Source organism: Nostoc sp. CALU 546 (assembly GCF_048836525.1).
Window position 1 is genome coordinate 1 of sequence record NZ_JAWJTF010000138.1, and the last position, 20,792, is coordinate 20,792.

At 41.6% G+C, this 20,792-nt stretch carries 23 protein-coding genes and 1 pseudogene; 11 read left to right on the forward strand and 13 right to left on the reverse strand.

The annotated features are described in order from the left end of the window. Positions 1–6 precede the first annotated feature (6 nt). The 5 genes from RRG12_RS38350 to RRG12_RS38370 form a co-directional block, all read right to left on the reverse strand. On the reverse strand, positions 7–1,044 hold the full coding sequence (locus tag RRG12_RS38350; protein WP_420762812.1) for a hypothetical protein: 1,038 nt from the start codon (positions 1,042–1,044) through the stop codon (positions 7–9). A gap of 663 nt (positions 1,045–1,707) precedes the next feature. Then, positions 1,708–3,000 carry an inorganic phosphate transporter gene (locus RRG12_RS38355; RefSeq protein ID WP_420762813.1) on the reverse strand — a complete coding sequence of 431 codons (1,293 nt, stop codon included), beginning with the start codon at positions 2,998–3,000 and terminating at the stop codon, positions 1,708–1,710. A gap of 118 nt (positions 3,001–3,118) precedes the next feature. Beyond that, positions 3,119–4,165, reverse strand: coding sequence for a zinc-dependent dehydrogenase (locus RRG12_RS38360; RefSeq protein ID WP_420762814.1), 1,047 nt, complete (start codon positions 4,163–4,165; stop codon positions 3,119–3,121). 49 nt (positions 4,166–4,214) lie between these two features. Beyond that, complete coding sequence (locus tag RRG12_RS38365) at positions 4,215–4,763, reverse strand: PIN domain-containing protein (protein ID WP_420762815.1); 549 nt, start codon at positions 4,761–4,763, stop codon at positions 4,215–4,217. A 19-nt stretch (positions 4,764–4,782) separates the two neighbouring features. Next, the gene (locus RRG12_RS38370; protein ID WP_420762816.1) at positions 4,783–5,241 is read right to left on the reverse strand and encodes a helix-turn-helix domain-containing protein; all 459 of its coding nucleotides are present in this window, start codon (positions 5,239–5,241) and stop codon (positions 4,783–4,785) included. 250 nt (positions 5,242–5,491) lie between these two features. Here RRG12_RS38370 and RRG12_RS38375 point away from each other — a divergent pair, with 250 nt between their 5' ends. Further along, complete coding sequence (locus RRG12_RS38375) at positions 5,492–7,285, forward strand: FAD-dependent oxidoreductase (protein ID WP_420762817.1); 1,794 nt, start codon at positions 5,492–5,494, stop codon at positions 7,283–7,285. A gap of 107 nt (positions 7,286–7,392) precedes the next feature. After that, the gene (patX, locus tag RRG12_RS38380) at positions 7,393–7,620 is read left to right on the forward strand and encodes a heterocyst-inhibiting protein PatX (RefSeq protein ID WP_069071274.1); all 228 of its coding nucleotides are present in this window, start codon (positions 7,393–7,395) and stop codon (positions 7,618–7,620) included. Positions 7,621–8,501: 881 nt separating this feature from the next. Here patX and RRG12_RS38385 read toward each other — a convergent pair. After that, positions 8,502–9,401 carry a ferritin-like domain-containing protein gene (locus RRG12_RS38385; protein WP_420762818.1) on the reverse strand — a complete coding sequence of 300 codons (900 nt, stop codon included), beginning with the start codon at positions 9,399–9,401 and terminating at the stop codon, positions 8,502–8,504. 403 nt (positions 9,402–9,804) lie between these two features. On the opposite strand from RRG12_RS38385, the gene RRG12_RS38390 reads away from it, so the two are divergent. Then, positions 9,805–10,005 (forward strand): hypothetical protein, encoded by a 201-nt coding sequence (locus RRG12_RS38390; RefSeq protein WP_012411649.1) that lies wholly within the window; start codon positions 9,805–9,807, stop codon positions 10,003–10,005. A 122-nt stretch (positions 10,006–10,127) separates the two neighbouring features. Here the strand turns inward: RRG12_RS38390 and glnA are convergent, their stop codons facing one another. Continuing rightward, positions 10,128–11,549 (reverse strand): type I glutamate--ammonia ligase, encoded by a 1,422-nt coding sequence (gene glnA / locus RRG12_RS38395; RefSeq protein WP_069071276.1) that lies wholly within the window; start codon positions 11,547–11,549, stop codon positions 10,128–10,130. A gap of 357 nt (positions 11,550–11,906) precedes the next feature. Here glnA and apcB point away from each other — a divergent pair, with 357 nt between their 5' ends. Then, positions 11,907–12,416, forward strand: coding sequence for an allophycocyanin subunit beta (gene apcB / locus RRG12_RS38400; protein ID WP_069071277.1), 510 nt, complete (start codon positions 11,907–11,909; stop codon positions 12,414–12,416). 154 nt (positions 12,417–12,570) lie between these two features. Here the strand turns inward: apcB and RRG12_RS38405 are convergent, their stop codons facing one another. Together RRG12_RS38405 and RRG12_RS38410 are read right to left on the reverse strand one after the other, a co-directional pair. After that, positions 12,571–12,861: a type II toxin-antitoxin system RelE/ParE family toxin gene (locus RRG12_RS38405; RefSeq protein ID WP_420762819.1), complete on the reverse strand. Its 291-nt coding sequence runs from the start codon at positions 12,859–12,861 to the stop codon at positions 12,571–12,573. Next, on the reverse strand, positions 12,849–13,193 hold the full coding sequence (locus tag RRG12_RS38410) for a hypothetical protein (RefSeq protein ID WP_420762820.1): 345 nt from the start codon (positions 13,191–13,193) through the stop codon (positions 12,849–12,851). The genes RRG12_RS38405 and RRG12_RS38410 overlap by 13 nt, the downstream gene beginning before the upstream one ends. A 174-nt stretch (positions 13,194–13,367) precedes the next feature. On the opposite strand from RRG12_RS38410, the gene RRG12_RS38415 reads away from it, so the two are divergent. Together RRG12_RS38415 and RRG12_RS38420 are read left to right on the forward strand one after the other, a co-directional pair. Next, positions 13,368–13,802: a DUF29 family protein gene (locus tag RRG12_RS38415; RefSeq protein ID WP_420762821.1), complete on the forward strand. Its 435-nt coding sequence runs from the start codon at positions 13,368–13,370 to the stop codon at positions 13,800–13,802. Continuing rightward, positions 13,803–14,621: a TlyA family RNA methyltransferase gene (locus RRG12_RS38420; protein WP_420762822.1), complete on the forward strand. Its 819-nt coding sequence runs from the start codon at positions 13,803–13,805 to the stop codon at positions 14,619–14,621. 138 nt (positions 14,622–14,759) lie between these two features. On the opposite strand, the gene RRG12_RS38425 is transcribed toward RRG12_RS38420, so the two are convergent. From RRG12_RS38425 to RRG12_RS38435, 3 genes are all read right to left on the reverse strand, one after another. Next, complete coding sequence (locus RRG12_RS38425) at positions 14,760–15,020, reverse strand: Calvin cycle protein CP12 (RefSeq protein WP_069071281.1); 261 nt, start codon at positions 15,018–15,020, stop codon at positions 14,760–14,762. A gap of 199 nt (positions 15,021–15,219) precedes the next feature. Beyond that, on the reverse strand, positions 15,220–16,575 hold the full coding sequence (locus RRG12_RS38430) for a GTP-binding protein (protein ID WP_420762823.1): 1,356 nt from the start codon (positions 16,573–16,575) through the stop codon (positions 15,220–15,222). A gap of 116 nt (positions 16,576–16,691) precedes the next feature. Beyond that, complete coding sequence (locus RRG12_RS38435) at positions 16,692–17,075, reverse strand: hypothetical protein (protein ID WP_069071283.1); 384 nt, start codon at positions 17,073–17,075, stop codon at positions 16,692–16,694. A 128-nt stretch (positions 17,076–17,203) separates the two neighbouring features. On the opposite strand from RRG12_RS38435, the gene RRG12_RS38440 reads away from it, so the two are divergent. From RRG12_RS38440 to RRG12_RS38455, 4 genes and pseudogenes are all read left to right on the forward strand, one after another. Continuing rightward, the gene (locus RRG12_RS38440; protein ID WP_420762824.1) at positions 17,204–17,386 is read left to right on the forward strand and encodes a hypothetical protein; all 183 of its coding nucleotides are present in this window, start codon (positions 17,204–17,206) and stop codon (positions 17,384–17,386) included. 70 nt (positions 17,387–17,456) lie between these two features. Then, a complete protein-coding gene (locus RRG12_RS38445; protein ID WP_069071285.1) occupies positions 17,457–17,681 on the forward strand; it encodes a hypothetical protein in 225 nt (74 codons plus the stop codon). Between the two features lie 510 nt (positions 17,682–18,191). Then, positions 18,192–18,374, forward strand: coding sequence for a hypothetical protein (locus RRG12_RS38450; protein ID WP_420762825.1), 183 nt, complete (start codon positions 18,192–18,194; stop codon positions 18,372–18,374). Between the two features lie 12 nt (positions 18,375–18,386). Beyond that, positions 18,387–18,632, forward strand: a pseudogene (locus tag RRG12_RS38455) (DUF1016 N-terminal domain-containing protein); the annotation flags it as partial. Positions 18,633–19,070: 438 nt separating this feature from the next. Here the strand turns inward: RRG12_RS38455 and RRG12_RS38460 are convergent. Then, a complete protein-coding gene (locus tag RRG12_RS38460; RefSeq protein ID WP_069071287.1) occupies positions 19,071–19,406 on the reverse strand; it encodes a hypothetical protein in 336 nt (111 codons plus the stop codon). 339 nt (positions 19,407–19,745) lie between these two features. Here RRG12_RS38460 and RRG12_RS38465 point away from each other — a divergent pair, with 339 nt between their 5' ends. Next, positions 19,746–20,531 carry an HAD family hydrolase gene (locus tag RRG12_RS38465; RefSeq protein ID WP_069071288.1) on the forward strand — a complete coding sequence of 262 codons (786 nt, stop codon included), beginning with the start codon at positions 19,746–19,748 and terminating at the stop codon, positions 20,529–20,531. The last annotated feature ends 261 nt before the right edge of the window (positions 20,532–20,792 follow it).

A 20,792-nucleotide genomic window follows, 5' to 3' on the forward strand; every position in this document is an offset into this window, starting at 1 on the left:
TGTTCTTTAGCAGCAGTCGCCGTCTGATGTTGTTTCCCTTTGCGACAAATCTTTGCTGGGAATAGAAATTGGGTTCGCGGCGTTTTCTCTAACAACAGTCGCCTCTGGTGTTGTTTCCCTTTGCGACAAATCCTTGCTGGGAATAGAAATTGGATTCGCGGCGTTTTCTCTAACAACAGTCGCCTCTGATGTTGTTTCCCTTTGTGACAAATCCTTGCTGGGAATAGAAATTGGGTTCGCGGCGTTTTCTCTAAAAATCGTCGGCTCTGGTGTCGTTTCCCTTTCTAAAAATTTATTCTGGATCGGGGAAATTGGCTCAGGGGAATTCCTTCCGACTTCGCTAGACTGTGGCGGCGATGTCTCAAAAGAACTGTTTTTTTCTGACTCCGTAAACTGCAAAACAGTAGGTATACCTGATGTTGCGGGTTTGCGTGAAGTTTCTTCTATAGTTTTTTCTAGTTCTCCATGCAGGCGATTAACAAATTCCGTCAAAATCGTTTCGCCTTGCTGCTGCTGGCTGTACATCCGTGACAACTGCTGGGAAAGATTACTTTGATAGTTTTTTAGCTCTTGTTGCAGCGAGTTAAAAGTAACAGTAACGGTATCATCCAGACTGTCAAACATGTGTTCGACTTTTTCATTGATTTCACCTACTACATTGCTGCTCACTTCAGCAGACTTCAGCGCAGCTTGTTCGTAAGATTTGCCCTCTATGTTTTGGTTAGCTAAAGTTGCCAGAGAGGATTGCAGTTGTGAAGATATATGCTTTGCCAGAACTTCTGCTAGCTGACGAATTAACACTTGCTGCTCAGTAATTTGGCGCACTTGTTGTAAATGCTCTTTTTCCTCTACCAAGCTTTGAATCTCATCAGATAACCGATTTTTTTCTGACTGAAGCCGCTTTACGTCTTCCTGCAAGGCTCTGAGAACATTCTGCTGAAGATTTTCTAAGTCTTCAACTACAGCCCAAAGCGCATTTTCCGCTGCTCTGGATAGTTCGCCTCTGACTCTCGGATTTTCTGGTTGCTTCTCGAATCGCCCCATTAGCTTCTAACCTCTAACACCTTGACGATAAAGCTGCTTCCGGTACACTTTATTGGCGGTCATCCTAATTTCCTGTATTTTGTCAGATAAATTAAAAATTTTAACAGCACTTCCGCATTTCAACGTAATTCTGTCATACTAGACACAGGTTGGCAAAGTATCAAGTTTGCTCTACGGCTTGCTATACCGTATTCTCTTCAGCATTGATAAATATTTGACCATTCGATTTTGGATTTTAGATTTTAGATTTTGGAATATCACCACTACTGGAAGTCCCTTGAACTAAGACTTTTTTTATTTTTGGTCAGTTCAATTTTCATCAATATATTTGTCAATGAGATTTTTACTTTGAAATAAATCTCACTCCAAATAAATATTAATTGTTTTGCTGCCAATAATAATTGTCAAAGACTTGCAGATGCCTGCGCTATGGCCACAAAATTGTCTGACTTGCGAAACTAGCTGTAAATTTGTGTGGAATGTAACTTGTGTGACAGTTTATATCTCTAAATGGAGATTAAAGTATCTTTCTGTGGAAATTCAAAGTTACGCTATCCCCTGCACAACATTCTAAATGAATGAGCAGCAATTCTGCAAAAACACGCTTTTTTGGCGTTGTTGCAGTCTAGGTTTTACTTTAAGTAAATACAGTAGAGGAAAAAGTTAGAAGAATAAAATCCGGGCGATGCTAAAAATGGCAGCGCTAAGGATAGCACTCACGGGGATTGTAATTAGCCATGCGGCGGCAATGCCTTTTAGTGTTTGAAACTTAATCGACTTGATATTTTGTACTAGTCCAATACCAACTACACCACCGACGAGAGCGTGGGAAGTTGAGGCTGGTAAACCTAGGCGGGAGGCGATGAGGATGGTGGTAGCAGTTGCAAGTTCGGCACAAAATCCACTACTAGGTTGCAAGGCAATGATGTTTTCGCCAATGGTAGCGATGACTTTTTTACCCCAGACAGCTAAACCACCAACAATACCAACACCACCAAGAATTAAAATCCAAAGGGGGATAGTGATACCATCTATCGGTACGCTACCAGTGCGATTGATGTAAACGATCGCAGCTAAAGGAGCGATCGCATTTCCCACATCATTAGAACCATGAGCAAAGGCTACGAAGCAAGCACTTAGCAGTTGGAATCGACCGAATAATTTTTCTACGGGATTGGGGATTGGGGATTGGGGATTGGGGACTGGGGATTGGGAAGTGAGAAACAGTTCTTGCGTCTCTTTTAACTGTCGCCAACTAATTATTGTGAGTCCAACTGCTGCTGCTGCACCGGTTAACAGTGGGATATCGTAAGCAGGGATGTTGAAACCAACTTGCTCAATTACAAAATTGGTGAGCGGTTCTGTCAGAGATGGTAATACAATCACGCCGAATATACCTAGCAGTGCAGTACTCAACCAGGGAATCCATTCTTGTAACTGGACTACTTGATTAGGTTGATCCAAAATCCAGTGCTTGATTTGACTATAAAATAAAGCAGCGATCGCACCACTAATTAATGGTGTCAAAATCCAGCCAATAGTGATGAAGCCAATTGATGACCAATCAATTGCACCTGCTCCCAAAGCTACCCAACTAAATCCAGCGATCGCACCAACAACTGCATGAGAAGATGAGACTGGTAAACCGCGTGATGTCGCAATTTGCAACCACACACCACACGAAATTAGTACCGTTACCATCCCAGCAACTAATATTTGGGGTGTAGCTACAAATAAAGCGGGATTAGCAATTTTCGTTGCGAGGGTTTCCGTTACCCCATGTCCAAACAATACAGCACCCGTAAACTCTAAAATCCCAGCAATGATTATCGCTTGTTTGAGCGAAACAGCCTTGGAACCTACAGAGGTTCCCATTGCGTTAGCAACATCGTTTGCTCCGAGATTCCAGGCGACGTAGAAAGCTAGTAGAGCTACGAGAGGTAAGGTAATAAGCATGTTGTTGGGGACAAAGGGAGAAGAGGAGAGTTCGGTTAAGGTAAGAGACGCGATAAATCGCCGTCTCTACAAAGGCTGATTATTGTAGAGACAGCGATTCATCGCGTCTTTGTTCTGATTACGGATAAATTAAGATTTTATAAGTATCCGGTGTTGGTGCGATCGCTTGCTCCACAGCTGCTGATAAATCTTTTAATGGATAGCGATCGCTAATCAATGCTTGCACGTCAATTCGCTGATTAAATACAATATCAGCTGATAAATTCTGAAGCCGATAAGATGAGCTATAACTACCTATCAAGTCAATTTCCCGACGGTAGAGGATATTGGGATTAATGGGTATTTCTACTTCATCGGGGAATTCGGCGAAAAACAAGATTTTGCCACCTTTGCGGGTATTATCAAGTGCTTGAAAGAAAGCTTTTTCACTAGGAACAGCCAACAAGGTAACATCAACACCTAGTCCACCAGTTAAGGCAGAGATTTTGGCTGGTAAATCGGGATCACGGGCATCAAAAGCCGCTTCTGCACCGACATTCAAAGCTTTTTCAATTCTAGAGGGTAGTAAATCAGTAGCGATCGCTTTTGCTCCAAAATACTTCACCAACATAATGAACATTAACCCAATTGGCCCAGCGCCAGTAACTAACACAGTTTGTCCTGGAGCAATTTGGGCTTTTTTCACTGCCTTCAAACAGCAGTTAGTCGGTTCTACAAAACTTGCTTCTTCAAAACTGATATTATCCGGGATGGGAATCAACCCACCATTTTCCACAATATGTCCGGGAACCTTAACATAATCAGCAAAACCGCCGCCACTGGCGTTAAAGCCTGCGGTTGTGGATATGTTTTTGTAAACATCACACATGGAGAAATTATCATTTAGGCAGTAGGCGCAACGCATACAAGGGATGTGGTGCATTACCGCCACCCGTTGTCCAACTTGCCAACCTTTGACATTATTGCCTAGTGCTGCGATCGTGCCGGCGGTTTCATGTCCAAAAATGCGCGGTGGTTCATATAGCGGATAACGAATTTTTTTAATATCTGACTGACATAATCCCACAACCCGCACCTGTACCAGCACTTCATCTGGTTCCACGGTTGGAACTGGGATATCTTCGTAAGAGAGTTGATTGACGCCTCTAAATACCTGTGCTTTCACGTTGGTTTTTCCCCGCTCAACGATACTAGATGTAACATTAGCAGCAACGTTAGGCTATGAAAGTGCGGATTTTTTCGGAAAATACTGGTATCTGGTTACTCAGCTTATCTAATAATTCGATAACAGTCCGAGGATTTCTTTTATAGTTTTGAGATTGTGTCAGTAATATTTGAACCATTATTTGAGGAGATTGTTCAAATAAATCACTAAGAAAATCATCTGGTGACTGTGCTTTTACATTCCAATAGTTTAAATCTTGAGGCTGAAAGTCTTTAATATTTCTGGTAACAATAATCTGCGCTTTAGCAACTACAGCAGCAGCAAGAACATGACGATCTTTGGGATGATTTGTCATTAATTCTTCTAATTCCATCGGTACTTCAATCATGGCTTCGGGAAAAGCTGCTTTCATCACCGTTTCTAAATTTCTCGCTCCCTCATCTGACATATATCCTTTGTTGATCAGATTTCCTATTGCTTCATCTAAGATTTTTTGTGACCAATAATGTACATACAAACCAGCCTCAACTGTAGAAAGTAAGGTGTCTCGTAGGTACATTGGGAACAGAACACAAGCATCTAAGATTACATTAGGCATAGTAATTTGAATATTTTAATTATTCTTCATAATCATAAAGTCCAGCTTCTTCACTTATTTCTATTAGTTCCTGTAACAATTCTCTACGTTTAGTATCCCTTTGCTGTTTATATTTGATTAAATCCTCAAATTTCACCCGTCTATGAGTTCCTACCAAAATATAGGGAAGCTCACCCTGCTCTAATAATTTAATCAGATAGGGACGTGATACATTCAACAAATCAGCCGCTTGTTGTGTTGTTAGTTCTGGATTATGTGTAACTATAGATACATTTTTACCTGATGCCATTGCCTGCACTACTTGGCATAATACACGATGTACAGAATCAGGAATAGTCATTTCTTCGCAATTTCCCGCTACTAATTTCAGTTGTTCCTGATTGAGGAGTATGTGTTCAAGTTGCTTTATAGCCTCAGCTTCGGCTTCTGTAAGCATACTAGAATCAGTAGGCATTTGGTTAGATAGGAAGGTATTCATAAAGAGGGTTAGCTTGGTATTTTATTTTGATTGTATTACACAAACGCAATAAACGAAATACAAATCAAGCACTAGTCTATAATTCCAGAGGTAAAAATAATTGATCTAATTTTGTGGTGTGAGCAATATGCTCACTTGTATCCGTGAGATGTCAAAGAAGAAAGTTCTTTGTGTCTTTCTCTAGCAACGGATATTAAAAATACCTTGTCTGATGTAGCCTAACTGGGTACATTCCAACGAGGTGAAGAAAATGCTCAATCAGACATACACAGCTGATGTCTTAGTTGTCGGTGGGGGAACTGGAGGGACTGCGGCTGCTATCCAAGCAGCGCAACGGGGAGCCAAAACCATTTTGGTGAGTGAATTTCCTTGGTTGGGGGGAATGCTCACTTCAGCTGGAGTGTCTGTACCCGATGGCAACGAATTAGAAGCCTTTCAAACCGGGTTATGGGGTGCGTTTTTGCAGGAATTGCGACAAAGACAGCCCGGAGGATTAGATAACAGTTGGGTAAGCTTTTTTAGTTACGATCCCCAGATTGGGGCAGAGATTTTTGCAGATTGGGTGCAGGAATTGCCCAATCTGCACTGGATTTCTGGACAAGTGCCAATAGATGTCTTCCGCCAAGGTGATTCGATTACTGGTGTGCGCTTTGCTGATTTTGCTGTCACAGCCAAAATTATTCTCGATGGCACAGAATTAGGAGATTTATTAGCTTTAGCTGAAATACCTTACCGTTGGGGCTGGGAATTGCGATCGCAGTGGGGAGAACCCAGCGCCCCAGTGAATTTTAACTCTTTAATTCAGAAATATCCTGTGCAAGCGCCCACTTATGTAGTGATTATGCAAGACTTTGGTGAAGCCGTTGCCCCAGAAATTCCGGCTGCCCCTAACTATAATCCATCCGAGTTTACAGGTGCTTGGGATGGCTATGGAGCAGAGACGTTTTTGAATTATGGACGTTTGCCTGGCGATCGCTTCATGATTAATTGGCCAATCTGTGGCAATGACTACGGCCAAGGAGTAGGGCGGCTGATAGAGTCAGATGTATCCAGAGGTGAATTCATCCAAGAATCTCGCTGGCACAGCCAAAATTTTGCCCATTTTATCCAAAATCAGCTTGGTCGTCGCTATGGTTTAGCAGAAAAAGTATTTCCTCACGCCCCTACAGCTTTTGCATTGCATCCCTATTACCGGGAAAGCCGCCGCTTAGTGGGGCTAACTACTGTCCGAGAACAGGATATTTTGCCGATCGCTGAAGGTAGAGTTGCATCTATATTTAATGATGCGTTCGCCCCTGGCGTTTGCGAAGCAATCGCAGTTGGTAACTACGCCAATGACCATCATTATCCTGGCGTTCAATTTCCACTGCAACCAAAATCTATCCGTTGGGGGGGACGCTGGACTGGGACGCCCTTTACAATTCCCTACAGTTGTCTTATTCCGGCCACCACAGATGGTTTTTTGGTATGTGAAAAGAATATTTCTGTCTCCCACATTGCCAATGGCGCCACCAGATTACAACCTGTGGTTATGGGCATTGGTCAAGCAGCAGGGATGGCGGCGGCAATGTGTGTTGAGTTAAACTGCCAGCCGAGGGATTTACCTATTAGGGCACTACAAACAGCTTTATTGGAAGATAATCGCTCAAAAACAGCAATTATTCCTTTCTTTAATCTTCCACCCAATCGTTCGGATTGGCTGCACTGGCAACTGTATTACTTAAATAACCCACAAACCTATCCAGCTAGTGGTTATTGCCCTTTCCCATCGGGGAATGAGTACCCTGACTCTGCTTTTGACAAGGCATCAATTCGGGAAAGTAACTGTTTCAAAGGTATTTTTTCCTGCTTGGATCAACAGGAATACAGATTTACTGTCACAGCACCAGCCGCATATCAAGGGCAAAATTGGCAGCTTGTGACTTTGCGATCGCATATCGACGAGCAATTACGCGCTTATCCCCACGAACAATTAGTTACATTGTGGGGCCGTCATAATCACTCTGGTAATTGGTTATTAGTCGAACATTTAAATGGAGGATAAGAAGAGTTTATTTTCAGTAAAACAGAATACTTTTTGATTAATTGTCCGGATATTCATTAAAAAGCTAAGTATCAGTGAAGTGGAGAGTTCCAAAATAGACATCTGCTATGCGTGCTGCCATTTCACTTTTAGTATCGAGTCTGGTGTTCGGCCCCTTAGCTTCTAACTGCCAAGCAATGGTCAATCACTTATCAACAGCGCTGCCTTCCACGCCTACTTCGGAACAGTGGCTCTCGGCGGCATCTGAACAAAATCCAGATGATGCGCCACGTCATCGCGGTAGTGGGCGTAGAGAAGTGACACAAAAATTCCGAAATATCTATGCTGTGGTTTAACTACTGTAGGGTAATGCCTTTTTTATTAAAGGAACAATTACCAGAAAACAGGATGTTATGCTAACATCTTTTACACAGCTTTTCTGACAGAGATATATACAGTTGACACACGAAAATCTTCAGCGATCGCTTAGTATTTCAACTGCAAGCTTTGTATATATAGTTGGCATCAATCCTGCCGATCAAAACGCAAATCAAATTCAGTGCCTTGATCAACAGCATTACCAACTCCTCAAAAGCTACACAACTGTTGCTCATATTCTTGGGAAGCTCTGCGTCTCAATCCTCAATTGTTCTAGAAATAGATGTAATTTAGGCTATCAGTTAATCTAAAGCACATCTAATTCAGACATTTTGCTTGTTGAGGAAACAGTCTTAAGGCAACTTCACTTTATTCCCCAATAGTTTTTTTTCTTAATATATTGCCTAGCTGGTTATCTACATCAGCAAGTAATTGATCTTCGCTCCGACGCCTGTTTAGCGTCCTTTGCCGAAGCATACAATCTCTTTCCTTTCATCTGATCTGAACTAGCGCGTGGATTCACACAAGTAATATAAGTTTATTGCACTTGGCAACAAATCTTACTATTCCTGACCTACTCTTGCACTCTGGTTCCTTCTTCCCGCAGATAGCTCCCAACAAAATAAATATTAAGAAGGATCTGCTAGATCATCTTAGTTACTTTAATTATTCTACACCCAAGGCCAGATGCAAAATTTTGCATCTGGCCTTTTTAGATAAATTTTACTTAAAGAAAAGCGAGTGGGGAGATGAGGAAGAAGCAGGAGAGTAGGGGGCAAGGAGGAGAATAAAAAATTACCTCTTTCTCCTCTGCTCCCTGCCCCTCTGCCTCTTTTCAATGCCCAATGGCCATTCCCTTTTAAACTGTTGTTTTCTTGCTCTTATTTTCTCTTCCCTGAATGCCATTGAGGAACATTGGCACAAACTTCTCAATAAAGGTCTGTGGATCGCGCTGCCAAGCTTTTTGTGCAGCCTGAATCCTAGTAAATTGCAACTCAGGCGCTAGCAAAGTCTGGGGTAAGCGTTCCATCAGATATTGGGGACGTTGCCAAAGTGGCATGGTATTTGCCACTTCCACCAAGTTGGCAACTCGCCGTAGTTCTGCGCCCAAAGTGATATCCATTCCTGATTCAAATGCTGCTTGTTCAATTGCGGTATATTTTCGCTTGGCTTGCTCTACTTTTTGCTGATGTTCTGGACTCTTACGCGCAAGTTCTCCTAGCCAACGATTACCCCAGCGCACGTGTCCCACTTCCTCTGGGAGAATTTTTTCAATCGTTTCCCGAATTTTGATGTTTTCTGCCGTTTGTGCCCCTTGCTTAAGTGCATAAATGTGGGCAGAAAAATATTCACATCCCCGTTTTTCGGTGGCGTTAATTGCAGCAAGGGAAGAAATCACAAAATCATCAAGGTCTTGGACTGGATTTTGTTGTTCGTGATCGAGCAGGCGTTCAAATTCATTGATATAGGAGGAACCGGGTGGCTTACCAATATCTGCTCCCAGTTCTGCCAACAAGTCAGTTAGCCACATTGCATGACGAGCTTCATCTGAGATGTGGTGAGACAAATCCCGCACTAGTTCCCGTGGCTGTCCATTCAGTTTCTCAATTAAATCAGTCAGGTCTTTGCAACTGCGTTGTTCGCTGTAACGGTAGCGGTTGAGGGTAATTAGATGGATTTCGCGATCGCACACCACCCGTTTCAATACATCTCTGGCACTCAAAACATTCTGAAATTTACGTGGATAGGTAACTGTCATAAGTTATGTAAATTTTTGTAAATCTTTATTTCATGGTAACTTAGTTTTTTGCAACTGCTGTGTTTGCGTACAATCACCAAAAAACAGTAAAAGTTACAAAAATTAATGGCTTGAGTTGAACTTAAGTATCAGACCTTTTAAATGTAAAGAAAAGTAACAAATAAATGTTCTCTCTTGGGAAAGGTGTGTTTTTTGAGATTAAACAAATCTGAGGGCAGATGATTTTAGTCACAAAAAGTAGATTGAGAAGATTTTTTCGGCTTTTGGGAAAAAACACCTGATATTGTGAGCAAAAGCAAATATAAATTTTTGTAAAAAGTAGCTTATGTTACAGAATTTTTGTTATATTAGTTATGTGAAGGAACAAAAATTATATATTCACAAAATAGAAAGGAGTATGGTTATGTCTATCGCAGATAAATCTCGTGCATTAATGGTGCGTGAACATCAACAAGTCAAGAATCGCCAACAATCAATGCTGATGCGTGCGGCACAAGAACTTGGTCTTCCTGAAGAAGTATCTCACTACTGGAACCCCATTCAAGGGAAAGTAGATGCTAGCAGTCGGATGATTTATGGCCCCAGCCATGCTTCCATGAGCTAAGTTTCAGAAATTCTAAGCTGGATTTTTTGAGTAAATGTCTCAACTGATAAGTCTGGAAAAAAAGCCACCCTTTACTTTAGGGTGGCAAAACTTATTACTTTTTAGTTAGATACGACTCTTAATTAAGCATCGTAGTAGAGGTAAAACTCGTAGGGATGAGGACGTAGCTGTAACTGCTTGGCTTCGTTAAGCTTGTAGTCAATCCAATTTTCGATAAAGTCTTCCGTGAATACGCCTGATTCTGTCAAGAAACCGTGATCGTTTTCTAGCGCTTGCAATGCCAGTTCTAAAGAACTTGGAGTTGAGGGAACCTTTGCAAGCTCCTCTGGAGAAAGTTCATAGATATTCTTATCTAAGGGTTCACCAGGATGGATTTTGTTCTTGATGCCATCGATACCAGCACAAAGCATTGCAGCAAATGCCAAGTAGGGGTTAGATGTAGCATCTGGACAACGGAATTCTAAACGCTTGGCTTTGGGGTTCTTACCAGATAGAGGAATACGGATAGAAGCAGAACGGTTCCCTTCGGAGTAAGCCAAGTTAACAGGAGCTTCATAACCAGGTACTAAGCGCTTGTATGAGTTGGTGCTGGGATTGGTAATTGCCAACAGCGCTGGTGCATGTTTGAGAAGACCACCAATGTAGTACAACGCCATATCGCTCAAACCAGCATACTTATCACCTGCAAACAGAGGTTTGCCATCTTTCCAGATGGACTGGTGACAGTGCATTCCTGAACCGTTGTCGCCAAAAATTGGTTTTGGCATGAAGGTGACAGTTTTGCCGTATTTCTTAGCAACGTTCTTGATGACGTATTTGTAAATCATCAACCAGTCAGCCGCTTCGATCAATTTACCAAAGCGGAAACCTAGTTCGCACTGACCACCAGTAGCAACTTCGTGGTGATGCTTTTCAATGGGCACACCTAATTCTGCCATTGTCAACAGCATCTCTGTACGGATATCCTGGAAAGAATCCGTCGGTGCGACTGGGAAGTAACCTTCTTTGAAGCGTGGTTTGTAACCCAAGTTGGGTTTTTCATCTGTACCGGCTTTACCGGAATTCCAAGCACCTTCTTCGGAGTCTAAGAAATAGTAGCCTTCGTTAGCAGTTTGAGCAAACCTAGCACTATCAAAGATAAAGAACTCAGCTTCAGGGCCAAAGAAGGCTGTATCACCAAGACCACTGGAAACCAGGTAATCTATTGCTTTTTGGGCAATAACGCGTGGGCAACGGTTGTAAGGTTCACCCGTGCGGGGGTCTTTAATACTACAAATTATACTTAGTGTTGGGACTTCCATAAATGGGTCGATCCAAGCAGTGTTGGGGTCGAGTACCATCGTCATGTCCGATTCGTTGATCGCTTTCCAACCCCGAATGCTGGAACCGTCAAAAGCTACGCCATCAGTGAATGCAGTCTCATCGATTTGGTTCTGGTACAGTGTGAGGTGCTGCCAAGTCCCTACTGTATCGATGAATTTGAGATCAATCAGCTGAATTTTTTCATCTTGAATTCTCTTCAAGAGTTCTTGTGGTGTTGTCATTGTTACTCCTTCTCTACCAATTTTCTAAAGTAAACCAGAATCTTCCAAAGCATCCTAACCCTGCTGATCTCAATCAGGCCGTGACACACCAGAAATATCTTAAATACTAGACATTAGCTGATTTTGTAGCTTGTACTACAGATATCTGGATTATCAGGTTATATTAACCTTTCGGCGTTCATCTGCACAAAACTGGAAAGTTCATCATATAGGGGTCAACTTTGACATAAAATCCTTATGTAGTGGATAGATTGTTTTTGTGCCGAATCTATTTTTAATAGCACAAAAATTTACTGGTGCATAAGTGCAGCCAAATAAATATCAAACCATAAATAGCAATGATTGGGAGAAGAAGGAATGCGCGATGCGGTAACAAGTTTAATTAAGAATTATGACTTAGCTGGTCGGTATTTTGACCGGAATGCGATCGATAGCCTGAAGTCTTACTTTGACAGTGGTACAGTCCGAGTCCAAGCGGCGGCGGCGATAAATTCTAATGCGGCTGCACTTGTCAAGCAAGCTGGTTTGAAGTTATATGAAGAACTACCAGAATTGATTCGTCCTGGTGGAAATTCTTATACAACTCGTCGTTATGCAGCTTGTCTGCGGGATTTAGACTACTACTTGCGCTACGCTACCTATGCGTTGGTTGCTGGAAACACAAATGTGTTGGATGAGCGTGTGCTACAAGGGCTGCGAGAAACTTATAATTCTCTAGGAGTGCCTATTGGGCCTACTGTTCGTGGTATCCAGATTCTCAAGGATCTAATTAAGGAGCAAGTAGCAGCAGCAGGTGTGGTTAATACTGCTTTTGTAGATGAACCATTTGATCACATCACACGTGAGTTGAGCGAAATAGATATTTAGATTTTAGGTGGGCAAGGTGTCTGCCCCAACATAAACATAAATAGCGATCGCACTTTTGTCTGTGTTGGGAAAAGAGCGATCGCTTTTTTATGAACCATACCAGGCTACCAAAACTACTTAAGCTTCATAAACTCAAGCATTAAAATATAGGGTTTTAATGAGGGCGATTTTCTCGACCATGATAGATACGCAAAATCAGAACTGTGTCTTCCTCCAAAGAGTAGTGAATCACATAACCGTATTTGCCAAATGGAACCAGCAACTTCCGCCGTCCTGAACCATCGCCGAAAACAGTACCTTTGTAAGGCACATTAGCTAGGCTAAAACCTGCCTCTCGAATTGCCTGTGCAGCTTGAAACGCAATACTTTCATTCTTCAATTTCACAAAATCGAACAGCCGCACAAGGTCAGTTAGTGCTTCTGGTAGCCAAATTACCTTGGACATGGAGACTCATTATCTGTGCCAATACTTGCTAACCACGCTGCCACCTGTTCATGTGGGATACCATTACCTGTTTCACGGTATCGCTGTAATCGACGCATATCTTCTTCTCTGGTTGCGTCATCACTGATGAAAGTCAAATCTTGTTTCTGGAGTTGCTGCCAATCCTCGCTGCTGAGATCGTAATCTTCATCAAGATGTGTCTCCAGAACTTTTTTTAAAGTATACAAGCTACCGTCTGAGGTGCTAACCCATTCCCTAACAGCCGCTTTCAGAGCTTCTAAAGTGCTGTAAGCATCCAGTTGTGTGGCAATTTGCTGCCGAATATCTGTCATGGCTGTGCTTTTTTAAGCTTTATATATGAGCATTATATAAAAAACTCTGTGCATTCCAAAAGGATAATGGTATGTAGTTGCGATCGCTCCTAGATGAAATGCATTAGCCTATCTTATCTGGACTAGAACCGCTATAAGCCACAATAGAAGTTGCCGATGTTTGAGGCGCTGATTATGGAAGAATTATTAACCCTGAAAGACTTACTTGTTAAGGGCGATGTTCAAGGAGCATTAATTATAGTTGAAGAATTAGAGGAAATGAGCCGAAATGACATAATCAAGACGATTCGTAGCTATGCAGTGATTTTATTGTTGCATCTGATTAAACAACAAGCTGAAAATCGCACGACTCGCTCTTGGGAAGTCTCAATTCGCAATTCGGTTCGGGAAATTCAGCGGGAAAACAAGCGGCGCAAAGCTGGAGGCTATTATCTTACACCAGAAGAATTATTAGAAACCTTAGCAGAAGCCTATTTAAATGCCATTGATGAGGCTTCTCTAGAAGTAGAAGAAGGTCGTTATGAAGCCCAAGAATTAGACAAGCTGGTTAACCAAGAACAAATTATCAATCGTGCTTTGACTTTAATCTTACCAGGAGAATCTAGTTAATTGGCTAAACAGCGACTCGATACACTATTAGTAGAGCTAAATTTATGTTCTTCTCGCGCCTTGGCACAGCGGTTAATTCAGGCGGGGGAAGTTACTGTTAATCAGCAGTTAGTTGATAAACCTGGTACTGAAGTTGATATTGCAGCTCAAATAAATATTAAAGAGCGATCGCCTTTTGTTTCTAGAGGCGGTGAAAAACTCTCGAAAGCTTTGTCAGTATTTGCCATTCCCGTAGCAGAGCGCATTTGTTTAGATGGTGGAATTTCTACCGGTGGTTTTACTGATTGTCTCTTACAAGCTGGAGCAAAACAAGTTTACGGTATTGATGTCGGTTACGGGCAAGTTGACTGGCGGTTGCGAAATGATTCGCGGGTGATTTTGCGGGAACGCACCAATTTACGACAACTACGACCGGATGAGTTATATCGGGAAAATGACTCGGTTCCTGATTTGGCGGTGGTGGATGTATCGTTTATTTCTTTAACTAAGATTCTGCCTGCTTTGTGGCAGCTAACTCAAGCTAACCGAGAAGCTGTATTGTTAGTCAAGCCACAATTTGAAGTCGGCAGATCCCGTGTGGGTAAAAAAGGTGTTGTGCGAGATCCAAACGACCAAGCTGATGCCATTTTCCAGGTGTTGCAAGCAGCCCACGAATTAGGATGGAAATACAAAGGCTTAACTTGGTCGCCGATTACTGGCCCGGCTGGGAATATCGAATATCTTTTGTGGTTGGGAATGGAAAGTGAAACACCACCACCTGATTTAGAGGCAATTAAGCAAATAACGCAATCAGCAACAACTGATTTACGAAAAAGTTAAAGAAGAATGCAGAATTCAGAATCAATTAGTGGGGGACTTTAACCCACATATTCATCTGTACTCAGACTCCAATTCATACTGTTAGCGGTAGCGGGGCGTTTAGCCCATTCTGACTCCTGACTCCTGAATTCTCTCTTATTAAACGTCGTAGATTAGACATTCTACGGAAGCTGGATGGCGATCGCAGTAATTTTCCAAAGAGGTTTTCTTTGATTTTGCTTGCTGTTGATCGGCTTTTTCAGCTTGTAATTCTTCCACAATGTCCCAGGCTACGGCACAACCAGCAGAATCACTACCATCTAGCTCACAAGTTGTCCGGGCTTCGGTAATGGCTTCAGTAATCGCTTCTTCAAGATTTGTTGCCCCAGCAGTTTCAAATGAGTTTAGAGTAGTTGTCATGATACTTTTACCTTTAATTTACACAGAGAGATATTAGGGGATAGGGGATAGTTTTTATTTCCTATAACCTCTACCCTGTAACCTGTCCCCTTAATCTTGCATCCCAAATTAGGAATGTCAGTCAATTGTCAGAAGAGTTTGATAGAAGTTGATAAACACTTATAAACGGTAACAAAGACTTAATAATTCTTATTTATTCTCAATACTTTATGCCTAACTCTTGTCGCAAGCGATACAGAATTGTATTTTGGTCAACTTGAGAGAGAATTTCTTGAATGACGCTGCTAGCGCCCAACTGCCCCCAAGTGCAGCCTTTTTCGAGATAGACTTGGGCGGCTTTGCCAACGGAGTATGCGCCATAACCGGCGATACCAGCTTGAGCGATCGCACTACCAGCAAAGGCAGTAATATTGGTGGGATTGTCACCACTGGTGATTGCAGCAGTACTTTTACCTAAGCCTAAAAGAAAACTACTACCTAATTCCCCCAGTAGTAAGCCACCAGAACTAAATAAAATCGTTTTTAAAATTTTCCCAGCTTCATAGCTAGTCATTGGTAAACCATACAATCTAGCTAGAGCGCGAATTAAAGCTAAATCGGCAACAGTTCCGCCAAGGATGTCTAAAAAAGCGATGGGATTTAAAGCCACTGCCAAAGCTTTGTATTTGGTAAATTGCCAAATAATTTCTTCGGCTTCTTGTTCGCGTAAGTCGATGGTTTTTTGAGCGATCGCGGCTTCTGCATCCCGTGCTTGGATGAGTGCATTTAAAGCCAGAAGCGATCGCCCTTCCCGATTCAGAATATTCAGAATTGTCTCTTTAAGTTCCTCTACTTGCGGTGGTGGTGTCTCCCATTCATAACTGACACGCCCATCAGGCCACTCAACCCGGACTTCCATTGCTGCTGGTTCCGCCGCTACCATCACAATTTCATCAGGTAGTAGAGGCTTCGCTTGAGGATTCCCCGCACCCAGTTGTTGCAAATTTTGGTAAATTGCTCCTTGATCTGTGTCTGGATAAAGGTCTATTTTGTTAAACACTAAAATCAAAGGTTTTTGTGATTTACGCAATTCCAGCAGTGCTTGATACTCAGTGCGTGTGATATCACCAGACACGACAAACAAAATCAAATCCGCCTGATGTACTACTTCACGTGCCATATCTGCCCGTGACTCACCCTCAATTTCGTCTAATCCGGGGGTATCAATTAACTCTACAATTACCTTACCACCGGGCTGCCAACGGACGGAACGAGGCCATTGAGTGACACCGTTTAGGGGCCCAGTTTGCAGAATCTTGTCTCCCAGCAAGGCATTTAAAACTGCTGACTTTCCCCGACTCACCAAACCAAAGACGGCAATTCTAATGACGTTAGAATCCAGTTTGTTGAGTGTGGCGTTCAAAGTTTCCAATTCTGGTTTCACCAAACCTAGCAATTCTGGGTTAGATGATAACTGTCCTGACTTACGAAGATATCCATACCAAGACAGCGCTTGTCTAAGACTGGCGCGGGCACGATTTAAGTGAGTTTCTTGCAGATTACGATAAATCGACATAATATCAATACTTTCAGCCTTCACTCTCTCTTAAACGCTCAAATAATACTCTAACAACTCTGGACACTAAGATATAAAAAGTCCCCGCTTCTAGGATGTCGGGGACTAACTAGGATTTAAAGCATTCCCAGGATCTCTAGTGCTGTATCCAGATGCCATTTAACCCGATACAGTCCAAATAGCTTCTCTTGACTGTACCGCGCTGGGTACTCTAACTTTCTTCCTTCCATCGTCACTTTGAGTAATGCAGACTGTTCTGGTGTAGGTGTTCCCATAGCCTCTAGTGCTGCTTCTAGCGATTCTACTTGAGAGAATATAGGAGACTTCAATCCTCTATTTTCTGATACTTGCTTGCAGGCTACAACAGGGAAGGTCAGGAGTGCGTTAATGTAGGATGCTTTATCAGCAGGGTTTCCAATTGCTTGGATGCCGTACTGGATCAGGCATAAATCGCGTAACGCTCTCAAGCTTTTAACTTCTAATTCTGTGCGTGTGAACATAAAATAGAGTTACCTCTTGTAAAAGTGGGAATCGGTGGTGAACTTGTTTGTCAGACGGTAACACCATCGATTTAAAACTCTATTCGCTCGTTTACACGCAGTTCAAGCTTTATTTATATTTCTCAACAATGCCTAATCCTAAAGGGAACCCAGAAAATCTCAAAAATTTCACTACAGAAAGAGAAGAACCATTAACGACCACTATCAGCTTCCGTGCTACTGAAAAGATGAAGGAAGAAGTGAAAGCTAAAGACGATCCTCCAGAATTTTGTAGAGAAGCTATTCAAGAGAAGCTAGATAGAGAGAAGTAGCCTGTTTTGTCAAATTAGGCAATTGTTCTGATGATTTGCATACTCTCTGAATGCAATCTCCATTCAGAACATGGGACTGTGTTCATTATCCCAACATTTGCGATCGCGCCAATTTCTCCCCGTATATTCACATTCAGATGCATCATCTATCCAAGGAATCGATGTAGAGTGGTACGAGTTTCCAATGGGAGCGAATAAGCTGGCAGTGAATAAGGGCAATAATAAGGATAGAATTATCAACGTACAAATCGGTAAAGTGATTAAATATGCAGTGAGCAGAAAAATGTTACTTTGAGTCCAAAAAACTGTACCTTTTTTATTATTTTTTGGGCGATTTTTTAAGCTGGTTATTGAATTCGAGAAAAGCATAATGCAACCCTATTAATGCCAGTTTATATAGCGATCCCATTTGATTTGTCAAAGCCAAGCTAACTGAGAGATAGCCGGTTCAGGTTTTGGCTCTCAGTATATTTAGCAAAAATCAAATAGGAATCCTATATGACTACGGATTTTTACGTAAGAACATTATTGAAGCTATATACTCTGATGTCAAAGGTGTAAGTAACGACTTCTTAAAACTTTTAATCTTTGGGTGCTAAAAAATATTTTTCATGAAAATATGTTAAAGTTGCGCCAATATTCTTTGCGTAAACCTTGGTAAATTGAACTCACAGCCTTCTGCCATCAATACAGCAAAAATACTGATATAACGCCGGATGATTGTATATCTGTATCTGATACCAAAATTTGGTTAGCAAAATTTTGCGTAATGCTGGCAATATAGAGGTAGCGTTAATTCTTTTTTATGCCTAGAGATGATAAATCCGAAGTTTCACGAAGGGACTCATCTGATATTATCGGTTATGAAGATTTTCTAAGTGCATTAAAAAGCCGAATTTCCAGCGCTCAATTACGAGCGGCAGTTGCAGTCAATAAAGAATTAGTATTACTCTACTGGCAAATTGGGCGAGATATTCTAAATCGCTAACAGCAGCAGGGTTGGGGCGCAAAAGTTATCACTCGTCTGGCGGCTGACTTGCAGAAAGCTTTTCCAGAGATGAAGGGTTTTTCGCTTCGCAATCTCAAGTATATGCGGGCATTTGCCGAAGCTTATCCAGATGAGCAATTAGTGCAAGAGGTGCTTGCACTAATTAGTTGGCATCACAACCTTGCTTTCAAAGTCCCCCTTTTTAAGGGGGATTTAGGGGGATCAAGATATATGCAACTTCACATTAAATTGGTATAAGTGGTTCATATGGAAAAATGCAAGTAACGCATTATCCACTAGATGAAGCATATCAAAGGCTTAGGGTAGGGACAAAAAAAACCGAGTTTTCACCCGAAGAAATAGGAAACGAAGCTGCGAAAATCCAGAGCGAAATAAACTCTAATACAACTAAAGATTCTGATTTAATTTAGAGTGTATTTTAATGCAGATAAAAATATCTTTAGACGCGATTTATCGCGTCTCTTGCCTTAACCGAAACGTATTGATCTATATACAGATTCTATGGAAAAAATGACATTTACCATCACCCTTCATCGTGGGAGAATTTTCACATACATTCTAATTGTGTGAATTCATAGACTAACTTGACCAAACAAGATCCAGTGAGTGGGAGACACAAAGAAACGGAGAGAGTATTTGATAACTTCTCCGCCTCTTTGCATTTTCAATAAAGAACTACCACCAAACTCGATTTCCATTTTCGTCAACTCGTGCTTCCCGAATTACATCAGAAATCTCTTCAGCATCTTTAACGTGGTGGAGTGCCTTCTTTTCGCCATCGGCTTCATCCACGACGAAGTAAGTCGGGACTGTGATTTTGTCGCCTGTAATGTCTGGGACATCATCAACAGCTACCTGTTTAGCCTTCTCTTCAACTGATTGAGGCTCATCAGCAATTCTATCTCCCGGATTCGCGGTTAGGTTCCTTTCATTCACATCTGGCTTTTCACGAGAATCGCGATCTTCGCTTACTGGTTGATTAATTTGACTTTGTTGTTTATTATCACTCATGGCTCTTTCAGGTATTAAAAGTGTGACTTGACTAATAACAGCTTAAAAAATCCCAGGCATAAAGAGTTCTTTCCCTGGAGAGAGTTTGAGAATAGATTTTGAATAGATTTTGTGAGGAACATATCTTAAGTTAGATCCTAAGCAAAACCAAATTCCTTTCGTTGATCGCAAATCTGCTGTAGATCCTCGTCAACTTGCTAGTATCAAATCAAATTGAACAATGCCATCATACTTTTTCAGAAAATTATAAATTATAAAAGACTAACAAAGATTACTGCATGATTTAAAATTGTCGGGTAAGCTGACAACAGCAGTTTCATTAGTTTCATTCTCAAACCAATGACCACAAGTAGTCCCAAAATTTTAGCCCTGGACTTTGATGGAGTGATTTGCGACGGATTAATTGAATATTTTGAGGTAGCATGGCGTACCTACTGTGAAATTTGGTCTTCTACTAACGACACACCAGCAGATGATTTAGCTTTGAGATTCTACCGTCTAAGACCTGTTATTGAAACGGGTTGGGAAATGCCCGTTTTAATTAAAGCCTTGGTAGATGGAATTACTGACGAAAAGATTCTTGATGAATGGGTAACTATTGCCCCACAACTTTTGTTAAATGACAAATTGCAAGCAAGAGAAATTGCCACAAAACTAGATGACCAGCGAGATAAATGGATTACTACAGATTTAGATGGGTGGCTGAGTCTGCATAGATTTTATCCGGCTGTAGTAGAAAAAATTAAATTAACTATTGACAGTGGAGTTAAGCTATACATTGTGACAACTAAAGAAGGACGTTTTGTCCAGCAGTTGTTGCAACAAGAAGGGGTGAATTTACCACCAGCAGCAATTTTTGGTAAAGAGGTCAAGCGTCCCAAATATGAAATTTTGCGAGAATTAATTCAGTCAGCAGGAGAAAAACCACTTAGTCTCTGGTTTGTAGAAGATAGACTCAAGACATTACAGTTAGTTCAACAACAAGCAGACCTTGAGGATGTGAAACTTTTTCTTGCAGACTGGGGCTATAATACCCAAGCAGAACGGGAAGCTGCACAAAATGATCCGCGAATTAAGTTGTTATCACTTTCTCAGTTTGCCAAAGATTTCTCAGCTTGGCTTTAATTAAGGAGGCAGAAGGCAGGAGGTAGGAGGCATTGGTGTCAACTTAAGCTAGAAATAGCTTCGCTGCGGGCTTCATAACCCGCCAGAGAATGAATTCTCTGGCTCATAGCTAAAGTCTACTGAAGTAGACTGAATATTTTTGGGGATATCTAGTCATCTGAAGATGACTTTCGCTATGATTCTTGAAACTTCAGTTCCTTGCGGGACATAGTTTTTGCGTTAAGTTGCAACCAATGGGCAGGAGGATTCACCATTACTAAA

Coding starts and splice junctions, on each gene's coding strand:
- RRG12_RS38365 (WP_420762815.1), bottom strand. CDS start 4,763: ATGCCTAATGTAATCTTAGATGCTTGTGTTCTGTTCCCAATGTACCTA.
- RRG12_RS38410 (WP_420762820.1), bottom strand. CDS start 13,193: ATGACAGATATTCGGCAGCAAATTGCCACACAACTGGATGCTTACAGC.
- RRG12_RS38435 (WP_069071283.1), bottom strand. CDS start 17,075: ATGTTCACACGCACAGAATTAGAAGTTAAAAGCTTGAGAGCGTTACGC.
- glnA (WP_069071276.1), bottom strand. CDS start 11,549: ATGACAACACCACAAGAACTCTTGAAGAGAATTCAAGATGAAAAAATT.
- RRG12_RS38415 (WP_420762821.1), top strand. CDS start 13,368: ATGGAAGAATTATTAACCCTGAAAGACTTACTTGTTAAGGGCGATGTT.
- RRG12_RS38445 (WP_069071285.1), top strand. CDS start 17,457: ATGGGACTGTGTTCATTATCCCAACATTTGCGATCGCGCCAATTTCTC.
- RRG12_RS38465 (WP_069071288.1), top strand. CDS start 19,746: ATGACCACAAGTAGTCCCAAAATTTTAGCCCTGGACTTTGATGGAGTG.
- RRG12_RS38450 (WP_420762825.1), top strand. CDS start 18,192: ATGCCTAGAGATGATAAATCCGAAGTTTCACGAAGGGACTCATCTGAT.
- RRG12_RS38375 (WP_420762817.1), top strand. CDS start 5,492: ATGCTCAATCAGACATACACAGCTGATGTCTTAGTTGTCGGTGGGGGA.
- RRG12_RS38350 (WP_420762812.1), bottom strand. CDS start 1,044: ATGGGGCGATTCGAGAAGCAACCAGAAAATCCGAGAGTCAGAGGCGAA.
- RRG12_RS38460 (WP_069071287.1), bottom strand. CDS start 19,406: ATGAGTGATAATAAACAACAAAGTCAAATTAATCAACCAGTAAGCGAA.
- apcB (WP_069071277.1), top strand. CDS start 11,907: ATGCGCGATGCGGTAACAAGTTTAATTAAGAATTATGACTTAGCTGGT.
- RRG12_RS38385 (WP_420762818.1), bottom strand. CDS start 9,401: ATGACAGTTACCTATCCACGTAAATTTCAGAATGTTTTGAGTGCCAGA.
- RRG12_RS38440 (WP_420762824.1), top strand. CDS start 17,204: ATGCCTAATCCTAAAGGGAACCCAGAAAATCTCAAAAATTTCACTACA.
- RRG12_RS38405 (WP_420762819.1), bottom strand. CDS start 12,861: ATGTCCAAGGTAATTTGGCTACCAGAAGCACTAACTGACCTTGTGCGG.
- patX (WP_069071274.1), top strand. CDS start 7,393: ATGCGTGCTGCCATTTCACTTTTAGTATCGAGTCTGGTGTTCGGCCCC.
- RRG12_RS38430 (WP_420762823.1), bottom strand. CDS start 16,575: ATGTCGATTTATCGTAATCTGCAAGAAACTCACTTAAATCGTGCCCGC.
- RRG12_RS38370 (WP_420762816.1), bottom strand. CDS start 5,241: ATGAATACCTTCCTATCTAACCAAATGCCTACTGATTCTAGTATGCTT.
- RRG12_RS38355 (WP_420762813.1), bottom strand. CDS start 3,000: ATGCTTATTACCTTACCTCTCGTAGCTCTACTAGCTTTCTACGTCGCC.
- RRG12_RS38425 (WP_069071281.1), bottom strand. CDS start 15,020: ATGACAACTACTCTAAACTCATTTGAAACTGCTGGGGCAACAAATCTT.
- RRG12_RS38390 (WP_012411649.1), top strand. CDS start 9,805: ATGTCTATCGCAGATAAATCTCGTGCATTAATGGTGCGTGAACATCAA.